This is a genomic window from Rhodococcus sp. FG69, assembly GCF_057808915.1.
Genome location: NZ_JBMDIX010000042.1, coordinates 30,666 through 51,234 on the forward strand (window position 1 = coordinate 30,666; position 20,569 = coordinate 51,234).

Genomic DNA, 20,569 nt, shown 5'->3' on the forward strand with positions numbered 1-20,569 from the left:
CTTCCGTAGTAGTCGTCTAAGGTATCTGCATGACTACCGTGCCCGACGCTCGCGTACGGATGCGTGGCGCCTTCGTCGGTGCTGCGTCCGGCGCGTTGAGTATCGGCGCGCACGGTGTCGGCGGCGGGGTCATGATGCCGAGCGAATCGGCGCTCGTGCTGCTGGTGGTCGTCAGTGCGGCCGTGGGCGGCGCCGTGACGATTCTGGGCGACCGTGTTCCTACGGTGTTCGTTCTCGCCCTCGGCCAGTTGCTCGGGCACGCAGTTCTTACCATCGCGAGCGAACACCACCACGGCGCTGGCCTCACGCCGTCCATGCTGGCGGCGCACGCGGGTGCGACGGTGCTGTGCGCGATACTCATCCGCGGTGCCATCGTCGGTTACAGCCACGCGCTGTCCGTGCTGCGACGGATACTTCCTGTGCTCGGTGTCGTACTGCCGGTGTCGGACACCGAGCGTGCGAATCAGACGGACTACCGACCGAAAGTTGTTCTCCGACTACTGGTGTGCTCGGGAGCAGGTACTCGCGGGCCTCCCTGCCCCGTCTGAATTCTCCTTACTCATCTCTCGGTAATAGGGGCTCCGCCCCCAGTGGCACGGTCAAGCGCGCTGGGGTGCACTCAACCGTGCCACTACGGCGGAGCCGTAGCCACCGAGCGACTTTCGAATTCTCAGACGAATCGAGTACACCCATGTCCACAACCGACACAGTCGTGCCCGAAATCGGGCCGTCGGCATCCGACCCTTCTCCGCCTCCACCGTCCCTGGTGATGAGGCTCCACTTCTATGCAGGAATATTCATCGCACCGTTCATTCTCATCGCTGCCCTCAGCGGAGGCCTCTACGCACTCGCGCCGACGGCCGAGAACATCCTCTATTCCGACCTACTGCGCACCGATTCGACCGGACCCACCACCTCGGTCGCCGAACAAGTCGACGCCGCAACACAGATAAGGCCCGATCTCACCGTCCATGCTGTGCGGCCCGCCGCTGAGCCAGGTGACACCACTCGCGTCATGTTCACCGATCCGTCGCTCGGCGAATCCGAACGACGAGCAGTGTTCATCGACCCGGTCACGGCGGAATCGGTCGGCGAATCCGTCGTGTACGGCAGCAGTGGCGCACTTCCCATGCGTACGTGGATCAGTGGATTCCACCGACACCTGCACCTCGGTGAACCGGGGCGCATCTACAGCGAACTTGCCGCCTCCTGGATGTGGATCGTCGCACTGGGCGGTGTCGTCCTGTGGGTGCGGCGGTATCGCCGCGGAGGTCGACTGCTCACGGTCGACAGGTCGGTCACCGGCCGGGCGCGGACACGCAACTGGCATGGTGGCGTGGGGATCTGGATCGCGGTCGGCTTGATCTTTCTGTCGGCGACGGGCCTCACCTGGTCGAAATATGCAGGCGAGAACATCAGCGAGCTGCGAACCTCCCTGAGTTGGACGACCCCGACGGTGAGCTCGTCCATCAGCGGCAATGCAGCGCCGGCATCCGGTGACCACGGCGGCCACGACATGTCGGCGATGCCGACCGAGGAAAGCGTGCCCGACGCCGGAATCGGACGCCTGGATTCCGTCCTCGGCACCGCCCGCGCGGCTGGAATCGACGGAGCCGTCGAAGTGACCGTTCCTGCAGCATCCGACACGGCGTTCGTCGTCTCGCAGACCAGGCAGCCCTGGGTGTTCTCGACGAGTTCCGTCGCCGTGGACGCAAACACCAACACCATCGTCGACACCAACCGGTTCTCCGACTGGCCATCGGCAGCGAAACTCGCGGCGTGGGGCATCGCCCTGCACATGGGGATCCTGTTCGGTCTGGCCAACCAGATCGCATTGGCGCTCCTCGCCGTCGCACTGGTCACCGTCATCGTGCGCGGGTACCTCATGTGGTGGCAACGGCGCCCCAAGGGGCACTTGCCTTCTCGCGGGGCGATGCGCCGCTTGCCCGCATGGCAGATCGCGTTACTCGCAGCCGGTACCGCGGTGGTCGGCTGGTTCGTCCCGCTGCTCGGGATCAGCCTGGTCGCCTTCCTCCTCGCTGACGCCCTGATCGGGCTTCGGCATCGCACTCGCACAGTGGAGACATCATCATGAAGATAGTCACAGCAATGCTCATCGCCCTGTCGTCACTCGCCTTGGTGGCGGGTTGCAGTACCGAAACCCCGAGCGCAGAGGCGGATTCGGTGACCGTCAGAGAAGCATGGGTCAAAGCCACCGACACCGGAATGACCTCGGCCTTCGCCGAGATCCAGAATACGGGCGAGTCGCAGGTGCGGGTGGTATCGGCGGCGTCTCCAGCGTCCTCGATGATGGAACTGCACGAGGTAGTAAGTGCTGCAGACGGTTCGATGGTGATGAAGCCCAAGGAGGGCGGCTTCACTGTTGCGGCCGAGCAGACGAAGATTCTCCAAGCGGGTGGGGATCATTTCATGTTGATGGACGTGACGTCACCGCTCACCCCCGGTAACGACACCGACATCACGCTGACCTTCGAAGACGGTTCCTCCTCGACGTTCACCGCGCAGGTCCGCGAATTCGCAGGCGCAGAAGAAAACTACGGTGGGTAGCACGGCACCACAGCGTGGCACGGAGATCAGTCGGCGACGCCTCCTCGCAGGAGGCGTCGCTGCCCTCGGTGCCGCGGGAGTGGCCTACGGATACACCCGAGAATCCGGGGAGCCGGTTTTCGGCCGACAGTCGTTGTCGTTCTTCGGAATACACCAAGCAGGGATCGCGACTCCTCCGCAGGGGCACGGCACGTTCGTCGCGCTCGACCTGCGCGACGGTGCCGGACGAGATCAGTTGATCTCCGCTTTGAAGATCTGGACGACGGACGCGGCGAGGCTGACGCAGGGATTGCCGGCGCTGGCGGACACGGAACCCGAACTGGCCGCGGAACCTTCCGCTCTCACGATCACGGTAGGTCTCGGGCCCGGCGCGTTCGCTGCTGCCGGTACACCGTCTCCGGTCGAGGCATTGCCTCCGTTCGGTATCGATCGGCTCGAAACTCAGTGGAGCGACGGCGATGTGCTGTTGCAGGTCTGCGCCGACGACCCTCTTGCCGTGGCGCATGCGGTACGGGTGCTGACGAAGAATGTCCGAACGATGGCGTCGATCCGATGGGTTCAGCGGGGCTTTCGCTCGGCGCGAGGTGCACAGAAATCCGGGACCACGATGCGTAACCTCATGGGTCAGGTCGACGGCACCGTCAATCCGGACCCCGCGGTCGACTTCGACTCTCTCGTCTGGAATCGAGACGGGGGGACCTCGATGGTCGTCCGTCGAATCGCAATCGAGCTCGACACCTGGGACGAATTGGATCGTGGCGGAAGAGAATTCGCAGTCGGTCGCACGTTGGATACCGGTGCGCCGCTCACCGGGCAGTTCGAGCACGACGAGGCAGATTTCGACGCCACGGATCGGTTCGGAATTCCGGTGATCTCGCCGGCGTCGCACATCGCCCGAGCACGCCATACCCATTCCGGTGAACAGTTCTTTCGGCGGGCGTACAACTACGACGAGCCCTCGTCGGGTGGGGTGACAAGCAACTCAGGGCTGATTTTCGCTGCGTTTCAGCGTGATATCGGCACCCAGTTCTTGCCGGTCCAGCAACGACTCGACGAGCACGACGCGCTCAACGAGTGGACGACGCCGATCGGTTCCGCGGTGTTCGCGATTCCGGCGGGTGTCTCCGAGGGCGGATTTCTGGGTCAGGAGCTCCTGTGAGGCGCTACTAGGGGACCCACCAGTTGCCGACACCGCGGATGAGCGTGAACCCGCCGGGAATGTCGGTCCAGGCCGAGACATCGCCCGAGCCGGTTCGGATCGGTCCGGCGGGCAGCGGCCCGGGGAACGCGACGCCGCCCTCGCCGGTGGTGTGGTTGAACCAGTTGATGGCGCAGTTGCACCAGTTGTTGAGGGAGAAGTCGGTGAGACCCGGGAAGTACGGGTCGGTGCGCACGAAGATCGGTTGGTTGATGATCGACTGGTCCAACCGCCACTCGATGACGGCTGCCGGGTCGAATCCGATGGTCGCACTGATCTGACCGGCCGGCGCGAACTGTGTGGGCCGTGCCTGCGCGGATGTAGAGCCGAGAAGTGCCGTCGCAAGGACGATCAGCAGTGTCGCCAACGCAGCGGCGCTGGTACGGGCACGGTGTGTCGTCATGAAGATGGAGCCTCTCGGTTTGAACGATTCGGCGGTGATGTTACCCGAGCTCATGAGCCGGCACCTCTTGTCGCTTCTGGTCGCACGGGGTGGCCCACCCTCGACGGGTGAATTATCACGGGTGACGAGCCTCGAGCGTGCAAAACAGGCAGTGTGGCCTGCTATGAAGTTCGGTCAGATGGTTATCGGCTTGGTGCCGTGGTTTCTGTTTTCGATCCTCACTGCCCGGCTCGGCGACAACCAGGTCGCCCTCGCCGCGACCTTGTCGGCAGTTGCAGCGATCGCGGTCGCGTTCTACCAGCGCGGCAGTGGGGTGAAGCTCATCGACATCGCAGGCGTAGTGACGTTCGTTGCCATCGCGGCGGTCGGGTTCATCGCAGGCCATGATGTCGACGAGTTTCTCGCCAACTTTGCACGCGGAGGGACCACTCTGATCCTCGGCGTGGTGATGCTCGTGTCGGCCTTCACCGTCCCGTTCACCGAGCAGTATGCGCGGGAGAGCGTCGACAAGGCCTTCTGGGATTCCCCGCGATTCCACGCGACCAACCGCAAGATCAGCGCGGGATGGGGCATCGTTTTGGTTGTCATGGCTGCCTCCCACTTCATCGCCGGCGCCCTCGATCCGATCGGTGAGGCCGAAACAAGTGGCGCCCGTACGGTCGACCTGGTGTGCAACTGGGTGATCCCGATCGTGTTGCTGGTCGGCGCGGTGAAATTCACCCAGAGGACCGCAGCGCAAGCCAAGGCGGAAGGGGATGCGCAGGCCGCCGAACACGCCGGTCCGTAGCGTAGGACGGGTGAGATCACCGTTCGCCGTGCTGGGTGCAGTCCTCGTTTTCTCGACGATGGTCGGGTGTTCGTCGGACATTGCCGAACCGGCGGCGCCGCCCGTGCCGAACCAGGTGACCGTCGCCGATCGCTCGTATTCGCCGTCGGAGATCACGGTATCGGTCGGTGAGACCGTGACCTGGGTCTTCGACGACGGCGGTATGGCACACGATGTCGTGGCCGACGATCGTGCGTTCCGCAGTCCGCTGATGGTGTCGAGCACCTTCACCCATACCTTCACCGAGCCGGGGACCTACAGCTACCACTGCACGCCGCATCCCGACATGATCGGGAGTGTGATCGTCGTCCCCTGACGTATGACCACGCGTCCGCGGGTTAGACCGTGACGTCGATCGGAAGTCCGCGCGCCCGCTCCTGTCGGCGCAGGTAGCGGAGCGAGTATCGGCCGATGCTCGGATCGTAGGGGCGATGCAGTACGAAGAGCAGTATGTGGAACGTCCAGTGGACGCGTAACGCACGAGCCGTGCGCTTGGTCGACCTTCCGTGCAATTCGAGTGTCTTCGTGCCCGAATCTATGTACTTGAAGAATTCGATGGGCGGCGTGAGCGCGCGCCTCGGCGAAATGTCGACGTGCATTTCGGTCAATTGTGCGATTTCGACATTTCGGTGAACAAGGGTGAGAGCCAGATCGAGATCTTCGTGAATATCCGATGCGACGCTGACCGAATCGGACACCGAATTCCACACGGACTTTCGAATTGCCATATTCGCACCATGGAGATTCTTTATCCTGCGTTCGCCCCCGAAGATTCCGCGCCGAATTTGTCTACGAACGAACCAGCCCTTCAGTGAACGAAACGGTGAGTCGTAAGAATTGTTGAGCCCGCTCACTGCACCGACGCATGCGGCGTCCTCGCGTCCTAGGAAGTCTGTGACCGAGCGCGCCCAGCCTGGGCTGACACGGCTATCTGCGTCCACGCGTCCCAGTATCTCGGAGGCGGCAACATCGAATCCGGTATTCCGGGCATATGCGACACCTCGTCGCGTTTCGTGCAGTACTTTCACTTTGGATGATCGATTTTCGAAGCTATCGACAATGTGAAGCGTCGAATCGGTCGAACCATTGTCCACCACAATTATCTCCGAGATTTCGTCCGCTTGAGTCAGCAGCGCCTCGAGGCATTCTCCGATGTAATTTTCCTCGTTGTATACGGGCACGATAACCGACAGCGTGGGTGTTGCCATGATCGAGCACGATATTCGTGAAACTGCTTTCGGTCAACAAACCAAAAGGTCTCTGAAATCGAAGCCGCTAGTCGATATTCGACCCGCGAGAACAGCGTCGAACATACTTCTGGTTTCTTTCGAGCGCGGTTCGAGCGATCACGATATCGTGGGCCGATGGTCGTCGACGCGCCGCGTAGAGCCCGTTCCGCGCCCCTCGCCGTCGCAGCGCTGGCGATTGCAGCGGGGGCGGCGCTCTATGTCCGCGATCCGCGCACCTCGGCGTATCTCCCGTGTCCATTTCATGCACTGACCGGACTCTGGTGCCCTGGATGCGGAGCGACCAGAGCTTTCGGTGATCTGGTTCGAGGAGATCTCGCGTCTGCTGCGTCGTCGAATGTGCTCGCGGTACTACTTCTCGGTGTGGGAGTGGTCGCATGGGGTCTCTGGGTTCGGGGCCGCAGAATGCGGGCCCCGTCGCGATGGGTAGTTGTGTCCGGAGTGGCCATCGTTCTTGCGTTCACCGTGCTCAGGAACTTGTCCGCTGGAAGTTGGCTGGCCCCCTGAAGGAGAGGAGCAGACCGTGTGGCTCGAAGTGTTCTCGGTAGTGGTTCTGGTAGGCGCGCTGGTGGTGTTGATCCCGACTGCGCGTCGAGTGTTCAAGAAGGGTGACGACGAATGAGCGACACCCTCAAGGTCCGCGTTCGGGCGAAGATGCTCGAACAGCTGGAGGGCGACGGCGGCACCGATGCCGAAGTGGCCGAGGGCGACGACCCCCGCTTCGTCGCGATCAGGGACGACCTCGCTGCGCTCGACGAGGTGGCCGACGACGACCCGCTGGTCGACCAGCTTGCCACGAAATACTGGGCGCCCTGACGTAGCTGCATTGTCTGCCCGATGTGGACAGCAAGGCCGAGTCATCTAGTATCTATGTCGTGTCCAAGTCGTATTCAGCATCCGAGCAGGCCTACGTGGCGGTCAAGGAAATGATCGTCACCGGCGAACTCCCCGGCGGTGAGCTGGTCAGCGAGGGCGACATTGCCAGCCGCTTGGGGATGAGCCGAACACCCGTCCGCGAGGCATTCCTCCGCCTGCAGGTCGAAGGCTGGATGCGGCTCTACCCCAAACGCGGCGCACTGGTCGTGTCCATCGCACCCGGCGAGGCGGAGCATGTGGTCTCCGCACGGTGGCTCGTCGAAACCGGCAGTGTCCGAGCCTTCGCAGCCGACGATAAGGTCCGCGAGCAACTCGTCGCCTCGCTGCGGGCCAACCTCGAACGGCAAAGCGAGATCGCAGCCACCGGAACGAGGGCCGAGTTCAGCGCGGCCGACGCCGACTTCCACCGGCTGATCGTGCGAGCAGGCGGCAACCCATTGCTCGATGCGTTCTACGACGGACTCCGCGAGCGGCAGCGACGGATGACGACACATTCGCTGGCGCGAGACCCGGATCAGCTGTCGCAAATCGTCGACGAACATCGCGAACTTGCGGACTCGATCGAGGTGGCCGACGTGGACGGATTCGCGACCGCTGTCGACACGCACATGCGTCGAACGCACGGACTGAACGACAGGGGCACGAGATGACACTCACGGCGTCGACCGAGACGAAAACCCGGCAGTGGATTCTGGTGGCAGCCGGATTGTTCGCAGTGGCGTGGGGCGGAAACGAGTTCACCCCGCTGCTGGTCATGTACCGCCTCGAACACGGGTTCTCGGCCGTTGCCGTGGACATGTTCCTGTTCGCGTACGTCATCGGAATCGTTCCGGCTCTGCTGATCTGCGGACCCTTGTCCGACCGGGTCGGTAGGCGCCCGATCATGTTGCCCGCGACGGCGGTGGCCGCCGCCGGGTCGATCCTCATTGCGTTCGGCGCCGACACCGCGGGCATTCTGTTCGGCGGACGCATCCTCAGTGGCGTCGCGCTCGGAATCGGCATGGCGGTCGGCGGTAGTTGGATCAAGGAACTGTCCGCGTTGGATCCGCAGAGTGCCCCGGGCGCAGGTGCGCGTCGTCAGGCGATGAGCCTCACTGCAGGATTTGCACTCGGCGCCGGCGTCGCGGGCATCCTCGCCCAGTGGGCACCGTGGCCGACCCATCTCGCCTACGTGGTGCATGTCAGCATCTGCATCGCCGCGGGAGTCGGGATGATCACCGTGCCCGAGACACGCAGCGCGATGCCCCGCGCGATGCGCGCACCGTTGATCGACGACCTGAAGATTCCAGCCGCGACGCACCGGCGCTTCCTGACCATCGTCGTCCCGCTCGCGCCGTGGGTGTTCGGCGCGGCCAGTGTCGCGTACGCCGTGCTGCCCTCGCTGATGGCCGATCGAAGCGGGGGTCACCCGATTGCGTTGTCCGCGTTGATGTCCGTCATCGCACTCGGCGCCGGATTCGGGATCCAGGCCGTCGGACGCAGAATCGACACCCCCGACGCAGCACGCGGTGCCCTCGTCGCGCTGACGATTCTCGTCGTGGGCATGCTGCTCGCGGCGTGGGCGGCATCGGTGCTCACCATCGCCGCCGCATTGATCGCCGCCGCCGTTCTCGGGTGCGGCTACGGCATGGCATTGGTCTCGGGATTACAAGAGGTGCAACGGATCGCCGGGCCCGACGACCTCGCGGGGCTCACCGCCGTCTTCTACTCGCTGACCTACCTCGGCTTTGCGATTCCGGCGATCCTGTCCGCCCTGACCGAGACGTGGCCGGGCATCGTCACCTATCCGACGATGTTCGTGATCGGTGCAGTGCTCGCCGCGGTCTGCTGGGTGTTCGTTCGTATCCGCTCGACCTCCCACCTTCCGGCCGATGGGTCTAAGCTCAGCTGACTATGGGGGACCCTTCGCCGGCGTCGCGCAGGCGGGTCCCGCTCATGGTTCCCGTCACCGGACTGCTGCTGTGGGATTGGCGCGAAAGCTACGTGGTTCTGCTGGCACTGGTGGTCCCAGGCGTGCTGATACTCCGCTTCCCCGTCCTCGTTCCGGTGATTCCACTCGTCCTCGTCGCGGTCGGACTCGGTGTGCGAGTGCGCACTGTCGCTGGGTGGTGGCGACTGCTCCGGTCGGGCGAGGTAGCCGCCGTGGACAGCGTCGAAGAATCGACCGACGGTAGCGGTACGGTCCGCGTCGCGCATGCGACGGGGTGGCGCGTCGAGCGTGGGTGGTTCACCGGCGCGCTGACCGACAGCACCATCACCTACACGATCGCCGAGCAGGAGCGGAGCCTCGCTCTCCGAGGGCTGCCGTACACGTCCGGAATCATCCTTGCTCATCCGTCGCGTCCCGATGCGGTGTGCGTCAGCGCTTTTCCGTTCGACCTACGTCTTCGTGAGAACGATCGCTGGTCGGTGTCGATTGCTTCGACGTTCTGGTTCGGTGCACTCGCGACCGCAGCGTTGTACGCAGCCCTCGCCTGTGGCGCAGTGATCACAGCACGAAACACGTGGTTCTGAGCCTTACGGTAAGCCCGGCAGCTGGGTGGAGTTCAGCCATGCGTCCCACAGAGTGCGCGGATACCCGTACCGGGACGCCAGATCCGTGAAGTCCGCGGTGCTGACGGTGGAGTAGCGGTACGTCGACGTCCACTCCTGGATCAGCGCGAAGAATTTCTCGTCGCCGATCGTGGTGCGAAGTGCGTGCAGCGTCAGTGCTCCGCGTTTGTAGACGCGATCGTCGAACAACTTGGCAGGGCCGGGATCAGAGAGGATCAAGTCCCGGGGGAGGCCTCGCTGCATCGTGTGTACCCGTCGCGCCTTGTCCCGCGCCGAGCTGCCGCCGGAGTTCTCGGCCCAGATCCACTCGGAATAGCAGGCGAAGCCCTCGTGCAGCCAGATGTCCCTCCATCTGCCGAGCGTGAGACTGTTGCCGAACCACTGGTGTGCCAGCTCATGCGCGACGAGCCTTTCGAAGTACCGCGTCCCGGAACAGTGGTTGGCGCCGAAGATCGACAAACCCTGTGCCTCGATGGGGATTTCGAGATCGTCATCGGTGATCACGACGGTGTATGCCGCGAACGGGTACGGACCGAAGAGGCGCGTGAACGTGCTCATCATCTCGGTCTGGCGGCCGAAGTCGTGATCGAAATTCTGCCGAAGCCGATGCGGGAGAACAGCTTTCATTGCCACCGGTCCCGCCGAGGTGGTGTGCTGGCTGTACGGTCCGATCTGGATGGTCGCAAGGTACGTGGCCATCGGCTCGGGCTGCTCGTACACCCAGGTCGTGCGGCTGGCGCGGGTCTGCTTGCGCACCAACGTGCCGTTTGCGACCGCGTAGTAGGGCGAATCGGTGGTGATGGTGATGCCGTAGCTGGCCTTCGAGACCGGGTGGTCGTCGCACGGAAACCACGACGCCGCGCCGTTCGGCTGACTCGCGACGATCGATCCTTCGGTCAGTTCGTCCCACCCGACCTCGCCCCAGAACCCGTGGATGGGTTTGGGGGTTCCGCCGTACTGGATCGTGACGACGAGCGCAGCACCGGATGCGATGGGTTTCGCCGGAGTGATCTTGAGTTTGCCTCGCTGCTGGCTGAACTTGACCGAGCGAGATCCGTTGACCGACACCTTCGACACATGGAGCGCAGGCCCGAGATCGAACGAGAACTTCGAGATGGTGGCGGTGGTGACCGCGGTGATCTTCGCTTTGCCTGCGAGCCGGTTGCTCTCGACCTTGTATTCGAGATCGAGTTCGTACCGGGACACGCGGTACCCGCGATTGCCGTTCTGCGGTAGGTACTCGTCGATCGGCGCGTCCGAACGGTCGACATCGAACACCGGAGTCACAAGTTTCGAGCCACCGAACTTCATGGGCTGTCCTGCGCGGCCACGATGCGTGCGTAGGGATCGCCCTTCGCCCACGGCGCGATCGGGTTGCCCTGCCAACGAGTGTGGGCGGGCACGGTGTCGCCGCGCATCACGAGAGACGCAGGCCCGACGGTCGCGCCGTCGCCGATACCGGCGGCCGGAAGCGCGACGCAGTGCTGCCCGAGAGTTGCTCCTCGGCCGAGTGTGACGCTGTCCATGGACATGATCCGATCATGGAACAGGTGCGTCTGCACAACGCACCCTCTGTTCACTGTTGCACCGTCTTCGAGCGTCACGAGATCCGCCTCGGGGAGCCAGTATGTTTCGCACCACACGCCGCGGCCGATGTGGGCTCCGAGCCAGCGCAACCACATGTTCAGTACAGCCGTTCCCTCGGCGGCACGGGCGAACCACGGCGCCGCGACGGTCTCGACGAACGTGTCGGCGACCTCGTTACGCCACACGAACGAGCTCCACAGTGGGTGCTCGACCTTGTCGATCCGGCCGACCCACGCCCATTTCGCGGCGGCGGAGACCGCTGCAGCGACTGCACCCGCCACGAGCAACACGACTCCGCTGAGCAGTGCGGCGAGCCAATACCCGAACTCCTCGGCCATCGCGGTCAATCCGAACAGCACTCCGAGCCCGATGCCGAACGTGACCATCACCGGAATCAGACGGCAGGTCTCGACGAACGACCGGGCAAGTTTGAGCTTCATGGATGGATCGAAGGTGCGCGAGGAGTCGGCGCGCCCCGCGGAACGTCGCAACCTCACCGGCGGGCTACCGAGCCACGAGGACCCCGATTTCGCTTTGTCCGGCGTCGCCGACAGCACCGCGACGAGACCGTTCTTGGGGACGGTTCGACCGGGTCCGGTCATGCCGGAGTTGCCGAGAAACGCCCGCTTGCCCACCTTGGCGTCGCCGAGGTGCATCCATCCGCCGCCGAGTTCGTAGCTCGCGACCATGGTGTCGTCGGCGAGGAACGCGCCGTCGGCGACGGTGGTGAACTTCGGGATCATCAGAACTGTCGACGCTTCGACGTCTTTGCCGATCTTCGCACCGAGCGCCCGCAGCCAATGCGGAGTCAACAGCGAGGCGTAGAGCGGGAACAGGAACGTGCGAGCGGAGTCCATCAAACGCTCGGTGGCCCACACCTGCCACCCGATCCGGCTACGCACCGGGTGATAGCCCGCGGTGAGGCCGATGCTCAGCAGACGCACCGCGACCAGTGTGATCAGCGCGAACGTTCCGAGCGAGACGAGCGTTGCGACGGGCAACATGATCGCGGCGCGGCCGATGGCGCCGAGCAACGTCGTCGCCGTGTGCAGCCACCAGCCCATCAGCACCAGCGACACCCCGAGGGAGAAGATCGCCATGCCCGAGAGGAACAACGATGCGATGCCGTATACGAACACCCACTGGGTGGCACGCGGGGGAGCGTGGTCGGGCCACGGGTGCTCGGCTTTGCCGACCTTGGTGGCGGGCGATCCCGCCCACAGTTGACCGGCTTTCACGCGTCCGACGACGGCTGAGCCCGCGCTCACGACCGCGTTCTTGCCGACGGATGTGCCGGGAAGCAGCGTCGATCTCGCGCCGACGGTTGCACCCGCGCCGATCTTGATGGCACCGATGTAGACGATGTCGCCGTCGATCCAGTGACCGCTGAGATCGACCTCGGGTTCGACGGAACAGCCGTCGCCGAGTTCGAGCATGCCGGTGACCGGTGGCATGGTGTGCAAGTCGACGCCTTTGCCGATCTTCGCACCGAGTGCGCGGGCGTAGTAGACCATCCACGGCGCTCCGGACAGGTTCGACGCCCCGCTCGCGTCGGTGAGACGCGTCGCCGTCCAGAGGCGGATATGGGCGCTTCCGCCTCGTCGATAGGCGCCTGGCTTCAGGCCGGCCAACAGCAGACGGGAGCCGACGACCGAGATCGCCATCCGGCCGACCGGTGTGATGAACAACAGGAACGCGACGAGAATCCACCACCAGGACAGCGTCGGCGCCCAGGGCACGTCCGCGAACCACGACAGGACGTTGAACATGATCCCCACCCACGTGATCCACTGCAGCCCCGTCAACGTGGTCAGTGGAACGGTTGCGGCGATCTGTATCCACTGAGCTGTGCGCGACGTCGGCTCGACGTCGCGGGGTATGACCTCCACTGGAGGCTCCAGCTCGTCGAGATACCGGGCGAGCGATCCGAGCCGGGGGTGGTCGTAGAGCTGCGCGACGGTGATCTCCGGGAACCGTTCGCGCAGGGCCGTCACGAGCTGGGCCGCGGACAGGGAGCCGCCGCCGTTCTGGAAGAAGTCGGCATTCTCGTCGGAGACCTGGGCACCGAGAATGTTGGTCCACAGTTCGGCGACCCAGCCTGCGGTGCCGCTCAGATCCGACGTCTCGCCCATGCCGGGCAGTGGCCACGGCAAAGCATTGCGGTCGACTTTGCCGGAGGTTCGAGTCGGCATCTCCTCGACGAGTGCGAGCCGCGGGACGAGAGCCGACGGCAACTGCTCGGCCAGAATCTTCCGCGCGGCGTCGAGGTCGAAATTGGGGTCGGTGCTGGCGAGGTAGCCGACAAGGACAGAGTTGCCCGCGCCGGTCTTCCGGACGGCTGCTGCGGCTCCGCCGACTCCGGGCAGGGCTTGCAGCGCGTTGTCGATCTCGCCGAGCTCGATGCGTCGGCCGCCCAGCTTGATCTGGTCGTCGGCGCGGCCCTGGAATAGCAGTCCTTCGAGTTCGAGCCGGACGAGGTCGCCGCTTCGGTAGGCGCGGTCCCAGCCCAGCGTCGGCATGGGAGCGTACTTCTCGGCGTCCTTGGCGGGATCCAGGTAGCGCGCGAGCCCGACGCCACCGATGACCAGTTCGCCGACCTCGCCGATCGCGACGGGGTTTCCCGACGCGTCGACGACGGCGAGATCCCAGCCGTCGAGTGGAAGGCCGATCCGAACTGGACCTTTGCCGTCCATGATCGACGCGCAGGCGACGACGGTTGCTTCCGTCGGCCCGTAGGTGTTCCACACTTCGCGGCCGTCGACGGCCAGTCGCTCCGCCAACTCGGGTGGGCAGGCTTCGCCGCCGAAGATCAGCAGACGTACGGCTTCGAGGGCGACGGCAGGCCACAGCGCAGCGAGGGTGGGGACCGTCGAGACGACGGTGATGTCCCGCGAGACCAGCCATGGCCCGAGGTCGAAACCGCTTCGAACGAGGGAGCGAGGGGCCGGGACGAGGCACGCGCCGTTGCGCCACGCCAGCCACATCTCCTCACACGAGGCATCGAATGCCACCGACAGGCCCGCCAGCACGCGGTCGCCGGGTCCGAGCGGATCGTCCTGCATGAACAACACGGCTTCGGCGTCGACGAACGCCGCTGCGTTGCGGTGGCTGACAGCGACGCCCTTCGGAGTGCCGGTCGAGCCGGACGTGAAGATGACCCAAGCATCGTCGTCGGGACTCGGAGTGGTGAGAGTTTCGGGGGCAGGGGTGTCCTGTTTCTCGGCCGTGCCTGCGGCGATACCACCGGCAGTCACGACTGCGGTGACCTTGGCTTCGCCGAAGACCAGTTCGGCGCGCTCGTCCGGGTCGTCCGCGTCGACGGGTACGTAGGCGGCACCGGCGTTGAGGATCGACAGAATGGCTACGTAGAGCGAGAAGGATCCCGACGGCATCCTGATTCCGACGCGGTCGCCGCGGCGCACCCCGGCACGGGCCAGCCACTGTGCACCCTCGTCGATGTCCTCCAGTAGCTCACGGTAGGTGACCGAGACCGTGCCGTCGTCGATCGCCGGAGCATCGGGGAACCGAGAGGTGGTCGAGCGCAGGACATCGATGAGCGTCCGCTCCTTGGGAGCGCGCTCGGATCGCAAGAATTCGACGGGGACCGCAGCGGAGCGCTGCGTGCCTGTCGAATCCGATTGTGATTGCACAGACAACCGGGTGTCCTTCTTCTCGTGTAGCACCGAAATGCAAGTGGACGTCAGTACGCGTGACGGTGGTTATCTCATATTCGGTTGGCCAGAAGGTGAACGGACGTGGGCTACGAACGGGTTCAGCACTGGGGCAGTTTAGTCCAGTTGCGGGTTTCCTACCTGCTGGGTTGACAATCCCGCGTCGTATTTGTCATCCTCTTGTTCAGGTCATGAGTACCAGCATCAAGCCCCGGCTTGCTGGTCGGCAACCCTCCTCCGCGGTGGGGTGCTCCGGGTGACGACCAGGCTGGCATCGGAAAACCGATGCAGCAAGCGCGGACTCGACGGTATTCACGTGTGATTGGACATGTCCATGTGATTCCGCAGGTCCCTTGATCGACAAGGGTTATTTGTCATGACTGCTGTTCTCGACCACTCGTGTGCTTCGTTCGCTTCCGTCAGCGGAGCTGATCTGTCGGTGCCACTCGTCGATGGAAGTTCCTGCACCTACGCCAATTTCGACTATGCGGCCAGTGCGCCCGCGCTTGTCGCGGTCACCGAACGCATCGCCGAGCTCCTGCCGTTCTACTCGAGTGTGCACCGTGGTGCTGGATACGCGTCGCGGGTGTGCACCGCCGCCTACGAGAAGGCGCGGGTCACGGTATCGGACTTCGTTGGTGCACAGAGTGATTCAGTGGTGATCTTCACCAGGAACACCACTGATTCGCTCAATCTCCTGGCCGGATGCGTTCCGGGGGACACCGTCGTGCTCGACATAGAGCATCACGCGAACCTGTTGCCGTGGAACGGTCGCCGCGTCGTCGTCGCAGCCGAGTCCATTGCCGAGACACTTGTCCGGCTGGACGTCGAATTGTCCACGAAACCTGCTGCGCTGCTCGCGATCACCGGCGCATCGAACGTGACGGGTGAAGTGCTCCCGATAGCAGAACTCGCCGCGCTCGCGCACCGGCACGGTGCACGCATTCTTGTCGACGGCGCCCAGCTCGTTCCCCATCGGCGCATCGACATCGGCGACCTGGGCGTCGACTATCTCGCGTTCTCCGGCCACAAGCTGTACGCACCGCACGGGGCCGGCGTTCTCGTCGGCGCGCGTGACTGGCTGGACGCTGCCGAGCCCTATCTGTCAGGCGGAGGCGCGGTGCGCTCAGTCGGCCTCGACCGAACCGAGTGGGCGCCCGTTCCCGCGCGGCACGAGGCCGGCACGCCGAATGTTCTCGGTGTCGTGGCACTGGCGGCCGCATGCGAGGCGCTGGCGCAGCACGAGGCCGCAGGCTCGGTGGAACACGAGCAGGTGTTGTCCGACCGGTTGCGCGACGGACTGAGCGCCATCGGCGGTGTCGAACTGCTGACAGTGTGGAGTGACGCCCCGGAAAGTGTGGGCATTGTCACATTCACGGTCGACGGCTACGACCCGGGCGAGGTCGCGGCGTACCTCTCCGCCGAGCACGGAATCGGTGTTCGCGACGGGAAGTTCTGCGCGCATCCACTGTTGGCTCGCATCGGGCACCCACGCGGTGCCGTACGCGCCAGCCTGGGCCTCGGCAGTTCGGGCACCGATGTCGACCGCCTGATCGATGCTGTCGGCGAGCTCGTCACACGTGGACCGTCCTGGACGTACGAGGAGGAGAACGGGTGGTGGAATCCGGTCCCCGACCCGCGCCCCTTTCCCGGCCTCGCAGATGGCGCCGCAGGTGTGGGATCCCCGTGCACCCGCCAAACGGCTAGCATCGCTTCATGACAGCAATTGTCTTGTCGCAGAGCCGCCTCTGGCGCGATCGGTACGTCGATCTGTGCCGGACGGCATCGGGGTCGTGTAGGCCGTCGGCGTAGCCCGCGGACATCGCTCACCTCACGCACGACAGGACAACACTTCATGTCGAACACTTCAGCTGTCCGAGTTGCTCTCACGGCATCCGGAACCTGGACCGAAATCACCGATGCTCGACCGACCGAGACGTTCACACGCGTTCGTGCCTCGGATCTCCGTGAAGGGCAGCAGGCCCGCTCTCGCGCGCGAGCCGAGGTCGTGGAGGCAGGCAAGGACGCCGACAGCGTCGCGGTCTTCCTCGACATCGAAATCTACATTGCCGACGACGCACGGACGGCGCGTCGAGAGTTCGTGGCGCTGAACGCACCCGACGTGCCTGATTCCATTCGGTACGTCGGTACGGCGTCGGGGTTGGCAGGGCTTGTCGCCGACGTGAACGCCGCTGACGTGGCCGACGGTGTGACGTTGATACCGATCGGACCCGAGCAGCGAAACCTGGAGCGGGTCGTGGGCGGCGTCGTTCCGTGGCTCGAAGACCGCGGTGTCACGTTCTCCGGCGACGCTGTTGCGTCAGCTACCGGATCGCGCGCGCCCAGCCGAGTTCTGGCGTCCTGACACCGGATCAGGTGACATCTACCGCGAGCCCTGCAGTGATCCGGAGGAGTTCGGAGTATGTGGTTCGGAACACCGTGTTGGGGTGTCCGGCTGCAGCCCACAACTCGGGGTAGCCGGACAGGGTCTCGTCGATGAACGTCGGCAGATTGGTCGGGTGACCGACCGGCGCGATACCGCCGATCGGCTGGCCGGTGGAGTGCTTCACCAGTTCCAGTGGGGCGCGCGTCAGAGTGCCGTCGAGGCGCTTGCCAGTTGCTTCCAGGTTCACTTGATGCGCTCCGGACACGAGCAGCAGCACCGGATCGTCGTCGAGTAGGAAGACCAGCGACTTCACGATCGCGCCGACGCTGACACCGTGCGACTCGGCGGCGGCGTCGGCGGTCGGCGTCGGCTCGGGGGATGTGACTACGACCCCGTGATGACCGCGTGAGATCAAGATGTCGGCGACGTGTGCTGCGTTCGGGTGAAGAAGCCGGGGCATCTTCCAAGGGTATTGCTACGGCGGCAAGTTCGCAGTCAGGCCGCCAAGTCTCCGAACAGTCTGAGCCTCGCCATGCCGCCGTCGGGGTAGATGTCCATACGGACCTCGGACACCGGTTCGGTGTGGGCGAGAAGGAACCGGTGACGGGTATCGGGCTGGAGTCGGGTGCGAGGAAGGAGATCGATCCACTCGCCGTCACCGAGCCTGCCCTTCAGCGATGCTGCACCGGGTGCGTTACCGAGGAAGCACGAAGTGTCCAGCTCGGCCAGGTTGATCGTTCCAGTTCCAGCCAGGTGGACCTGAACCCAGTCGTTGGCGTCGTTGCGCCTACGTGAGGTCTCCCACCCTTCGCCCATCGACCGCGGAGGGCCGGGGAAGAGCAGGTTGTTCGGCGAGCTGTAGAACATGTTGGAGCAGGCCGAGACGTACCCGCCGTTCTCCAGGGCAGCGAGGTCGAACGGTCCGGCTGCGATGAACCGCGGATCGGGACGTCCACGGCCGAGAACGCGCAACCGTGCGACGCCACCGTCGGGGTAGATCGACAGCTTCACGTGGGTCCAGCGCTCATCGGACGCAACCTTGAACCGGTTCTCGGTGTCACCCTCGACGGGACTCTTGGCGACGATGGTCTGCCACTCGGTCTCTTCGTGTAGCTCCTGCGCGGATGGGAAGCCCTCGACCGAGGCCGCTTCGACGGAAATCTCCGGCGGGTAGTTGCCGGTGAACCAGGCTGTGTCGACGATGACAGCATCCACGACGCCGGGGGCCCCGAGACGAACGATGGCCTCGTCGTATCCCGCTTCCCGACGCCTGCGCGTCTCCCAACCGTCGTAGATCTGTCCTTTGTGGCCGAACGTCGCGGTCTGGTAATCGGCTTTGCCCGGCTTGACCAAATTCTCCTTCTCCGCGAACGTTTCGTCGTTCGCCCACACGACTGCGCCGCCGAGGGTGCGGACGGCGAGATCGGGCAAAGGGAGGGGGAAAGTTGCTGTCATAGGGGTCAGAATACTGGGAGCGGCTCGGACTTCTCGATCTCTGGTGACGCCACCCGGGACTTGGAGAAGACGAACAGCAGGCCGACACCGATGATGGAATACAGGGCGAGTGCCAGTGCGGGTTGGCCCAGGCCGGTTCCGGAGAAGTACACGATGCTGCGGACCCCTTCCGTTCCGATGCCAGGAGTGATCCAGCGGCCGACGGCCGCATAGAAGTCGGGGAGGACGTTCGGTCCGAATGCCCCACCCGCGCTGGGGTTGCCGAGGATGACGAACACGATGATCGCGATCGGAACTGCCGCGACGCCGATTGCGGCGCGCAGGCCGAGTGTGAAGACCGACGTCGCGAACACGACTGCCGTCCCGAGCAACCACAGCGGGAACCAGTGACCGGCGAACGTGCCGAGTAGGTGAGTGACGATGAATGCTCCCAGTGCTCCCGAGAGGACCGAGTAGCCGGCGAAGATCCCCAGTTGGGCGGCTGCGTCTCGACGAGATTTCGGTGCTCCGACGAGCAGGCCGATGGCGGCGGCCAGCAAGTATCCGCCGACGACCCAGCCCACGGCAAGGTAGAAGCCGGACAGGCCGCGGTTGTCGTGGATTCCGACAGGAATGTCGTCGCGAACGACGAATTGGCGGTTCTGAGTCTGTTCGATCCCCGTGAAGATCGACTCCAGCGCAGCGGAGATCGAGCTGCCCGCAGCGCTTGCGGTGATGAGGGTGTCGGTGCCGGTCGGGCTGACCACGTAGGCGCCGAGCACGTCGCGGTTGCGGATGAGATCGCGGGCTTCGGCGGTGCTGGACGCGGTTCGAGCCGACAGAGGCGTGCCGTCGATGGCGTTGAGCTTGGCGACGGTGTCGGCATCCAGCCCGGCGGGAAGTCCCTGTTCTGCGACCACGGCGATGGGGATCTCGTGCGGTGAAGGCTGGTGGAAGGCCGCGACGTAGCTGGCGATGAAACCGAGTTGGAGTATCAGAACTCCGATCGCAATCAAGACGACCTTGCGCATGTGGACTCCTTCGCGATCTGTGTGGTTCTCCGACTGTTCAATACCCCGGGTATTGAATACCCTAGGTATCGTGACTACTGAGGGTCAAGGAACGTGGGCATCGACACAGCGGCCGGGCCGGGAGAACGTTCGAGAACGGCTGCTGCAGGCGGCTGCCGACGAGTTCACCGAGAACGGTTACGCGGCAGCCAAATTGCAGGACATCGCCCGGAGGGCCGGCTTCACCAAGGGGGCGGTCTACTCGAATTTCGATTCCAAGCAGGCGCTGTTCGCGGAGCTGTTGTCCAAGCGGTCGATGGATCTCGCAGCGCGGGTGATCGACACTGTGTCCGGTCTCGGCCCCGGCGACGCCGCAGGTAGAGGCGGTGACGCTATCGCAGACTGGGTCGTCGACGAACCGCGGTGGCCACTGCTCGTCACCGAGTTCGGTATCCAGGCCGGTCGAACACCGGAGCTTGCCGAGGGTTACCGACGTGAGCGTCGTCGCCTCCGCGACGAACTCGAGCGACTGATTGCCGAGCGGGCTGCGGCATGGGGGGTCGCCGATACTCTCGACGCCCGCAGAGTAGCCACATCGCTGCTCGCGTTGATCTCGGGCCTGGCCGTCGAACACTCCGTCGATCCCGATGAGATCGACCAACACGCGATCGGCGATGCGATCACCGAATTGTTCGCCGGTGCGATCGCGCGAGCGCAGCACTGACATCCGGCAGCACCCGGGGTCGTGCCGGTCCTTTTCTGGCGGTCGGTCAGAAGGGTGGGGGTTCGTTTCGTTCGCGGAGTTGTTCG

At 64.5% G+C, this 20,569-nt stretch carries 21 protein-coding genes and 1 riboswitch; of the genes, 14 read left to right on the plus strand and 7 right to left on the minus strand.

Annotated features, from left to right (window positions below):
* Positions 1-29: 29 nt before the first annotated feature.
* From ACODSO_RS24965 to ACODSO_RS24980, 4 genes are all read left to right on the plus strand, one after another.
* A complete protein-coding gene (locus tag ACODSO_RS24965; RefSeq protein WP_489039354.1) occupies positions 30-548 on the plus strand; it encodes a hypothetical protein in 519 nt (172 codons plus the stop codon).
* Between the two features lie 143 nt (positions 549-691).
* Positions 692-2,095, plus strand: coding sequence for a PepSY-associated TM helix domain-containing protein (locus ACODSO_RS24970; protein ID WP_489039355.1), 1,404 nt, complete (start codon positions 692-694; stop codon positions 2,093-2,095).
* The gene (locus ACODSO_RS24975) at positions 2,092-2,568 is read left to right on the plus strand and encodes a copper chaperone PCu(A)C (RefSeq protein WP_489039356.1); all 477 of its coding nucleotides are present in this window, start codon (positions 2,092-2,094) and stop codon (positions 2,566-2,568) included. The genes ACODSO_RS24970 and ACODSO_RS24975 overlap by 4 nt, the downstream gene beginning before the upstream one ends.
* Entirely contained in the window at positions 2,561-3,727 is a 1,167-nt protein-coding gene (locus ACODSO_RS24980; protein ID WP_489039357.1) for a Dyp-type peroxidase, read from the plus strand. The genes ACODSO_RS24975 and ACODSO_RS24980 overlap by 8 nt, the downstream gene beginning before the upstream one ends.
* A 7-nt stretch (positions 3,728-3,734) precedes the next feature.
* Here ACODSO_RS24980 and ACODSO_RS24985 read toward each other — a convergent pair whose 3' ends face one another.
* Complete coding sequence (locus tag ACODSO_RS24985) at positions 3,735-4,223, minus strand: hypothetical protein (protein WP_489039358.1); 489 nt, start codon at positions 4,221-4,223, stop codon at positions 3,735-3,737.
* A 109-nt stretch (positions 4,224-4,332) separates the two neighbouring features.
* On the opposite strand from ACODSO_RS24985, the gene ACODSO_RS24990 reads away from it, so the two are divergent.
* Together ACODSO_RS24990 and ACODSO_RS24995 are read left to right on the plus strand one after the other, a co-directional pair.
* Entirely contained in the window at positions 4,333-4,956 is a 624-nt protein-coding gene (locus tag ACODSO_RS24990; RefSeq protein ID WP_489039360.1) for a DUF3159 domain-containing protein, read from the plus strand.
* A gap of 10 nt (positions 4,957-4,966) precedes the next feature.
* On the plus strand, positions 4,967-5,311 hold the full coding sequence (locus ACODSO_RS24995; protein ID WP_489039362.1) for a plastocyanin/azurin family copper-binding protein: 345 nt from the start codon (positions 4,967-4,969) through the stop codon (positions 5,309-5,311).
* Between the two features lie 22 nt (positions 5,312-5,333).
* On the opposite strand, the gene ACODSO_RS25000 is transcribed toward ACODSO_RS24995, so the two are convergent.
* Entirely contained in the window at positions 5,334-6,203 is an 870-nt protein-coding gene (locus ACODSO_RS25000; protein WP_489039364.1) for a glycosyltransferase family 2 protein, read from the minus strand.
* Positions 6,204-6,359: 156 nt separating this feature from the next.
* Here ACODSO_RS25000 and ACODSO_RS25005 point away from each other — a divergent pair, with 156 nt between their 5' ends.
* The 5 genes from ACODSO_RS25005 (at position 6,360) to ACODSO_RS25025 (ending at position 9,632) form a co-directional block, all read left to right on the plus strand.
* Positions 6,360-6,749, plus strand: a complete 390-nt coding sequence (locus tag ACODSO_RS25005) for a DUF2752 domain-containing protein (protein WP_489039366.1) — start codon at positions 6,360-6,362, stop codon at positions 6,747-6,749.
* Between the two features lie 111 nt (positions 6,750-6,860).
* Positions 6,861-7,058, plus strand: coding sequence for a hypothetical protein (locus ACODSO_RS25010; protein WP_068379516.1), 198 nt, complete (start codon positions 6,861-6,863; stop codon positions 7,056-7,058).
* Between the two features lie 59 nt (positions 7,059-7,117).
* Positions 7,118-7,768 (plus strand): GntR family transcriptional regulator, encoded by a 651-nt coding sequence (locus ACODSO_RS25015; RefSeq protein WP_489039368.1) that lies wholly within the window; start codon positions 7,118-7,120, stop codon positions 7,766-7,768.
* Positions 7,765-9,009 carry an MFS transporter gene (locus ACODSO_RS25020; RefSeq protein ID WP_489039370.1) on the plus strand — a complete coding sequence of 415 codons (1,245 nt, stop codon included), beginning with the start codon at positions 7,765-7,767 and terminating at the stop codon, positions 9,007-9,009. The genes ACODSO_RS25015 and ACODSO_RS25020 overlap by 4 nt, the downstream gene beginning before the upstream one ends.
* A 2-nt stretch (positions 9,010-9,011) precedes the next feature.
* Positions 9,012-9,632 carry a hypothetical protein gene (locus ACODSO_RS25025; protein ID WP_489039372.1) on the plus strand — a complete coding sequence of 207 codons (621 nt, stop codon included), beginning with the start codon at positions 9,012-9,014 and terminating at the stop codon, positions 9,630-9,632.
* A gap of 3 nt (positions 9,633-9,635) precedes the next feature.
* On the opposite strand, the gene ACODSO_RS25030 is transcribed toward ACODSO_RS25025, so the two are convergent.
* A complete protein-coding gene (locus ACODSO_RS25030) occupies positions 9,636-10,982 on the minus strand; it encodes a M1 family metallopeptidase (RefSeq protein ID WP_489039374.1) in 1,347 nt (448 codons plus the stop codon).
* On the minus strand, positions 10,979-14,914 hold the full coding sequence (locus tag ACODSO_RS25035) for a Pls/PosA family non-ribosomal peptide synthetase (RefSeq protein ID WP_489039376.1): 3,936 nt from the start codon (positions 14,912-14,914) through the stop codon (positions 10,979-10,981). Before ACODSO_RS25035 ends, ACODSO_RS25030 begins: the two co-directional genes overlap by 4 nt.
* A gap of 202 nt (positions 14,915-15,116) precedes the next feature.
* Positions 15,117-15,232: riboswitch (SAM riboswitch) on the plus strand.
* Between the two features lie 73 nt (positions 15,233-15,305).
* On the opposite strand from ACODSO_RS25035, the gene ACODSO_RS25040 reads away from it, so the two are divergent.
* On the plus strand, positions 15,306-16,649 hold the full coding sequence (locus ACODSO_RS25040) for an aminotransferase class V-fold PLP-dependent enzyme (protein ID WP_489039378.1): 1,344 nt from the start codon (positions 15,306-15,308) through the stop codon (positions 16,647-16,649).
* A gap of 135 nt (positions 16,650-16,784) precedes the next feature.
* Positions 16,785-17,294 (plus strand): hypothetical protein, encoded by a 510-nt coding sequence (locus tag ACODSO_RS25045; RefSeq protein WP_489039380.1) that lies wholly within the window; start codon positions 16,785-16,787, stop codon positions 17,292-17,294.
* Positions 17,295-17,301: 7 nt separating this feature from the next.
* Here ACODSO_RS25045 and ACODSO_RS25050 read toward each other — a convergent pair whose 3' ends face one another.
* Genes ACODSO_RS25050 through ACODSO_RS25060 form a run of 3 tightly spaced genes read right to left on the minus strand, consistent with a single transcriptional unit; the run spans position 17,302 to position 19,780 of the window.
* The gene (locus tag ACODSO_RS25050; RefSeq protein WP_489039382.1) at positions 17,302-17,775 is read right to left on the minus strand and encodes a YbaK/EbsC family protein; all 474 of its coding nucleotides are present in this window, start codon (positions 17,773-17,775) and stop codon (positions 17,302-17,304) included.
* Between the two features lie 35 nt (positions 17,776-17,810).
* Entirely contained in the window at positions 17,811-18,770 is a 960-nt protein-coding gene (gene alc, locus ACODSO_RS25055; RefSeq protein ID WP_489039384.1) for an allantoicase, read from the minus strand.
* A gap of 5 nt (positions 18,771-18,775) precedes the next feature.
* Complete coding sequence (locus ACODSO_RS25060) at positions 18,776-19,780, minus strand: hypothetical protein (RefSeq protein ID WP_068379051.1); 1,005 nt, start codon at positions 19,778-19,780, stop codon at positions 18,776-18,778.
* Positions 19,781-19,850: 70 nt separating this feature from the next.
* On the opposite strand from ACODSO_RS25060, the gene ACODSO_RS25065 reads away from it, so the two are divergent.
* Positions 19,851-20,483: a TetR/AcrR family transcriptional regulator gene (locus tag ACODSO_RS25065; RefSeq protein WP_489039386.1), complete on the plus strand. Its 633-nt coding sequence runs from the start codon at positions 19,851-19,853 to the stop codon at positions 20,481-20,483.
* Positions 20,484-20,569 lie beyond the last annotated feature (86 nt).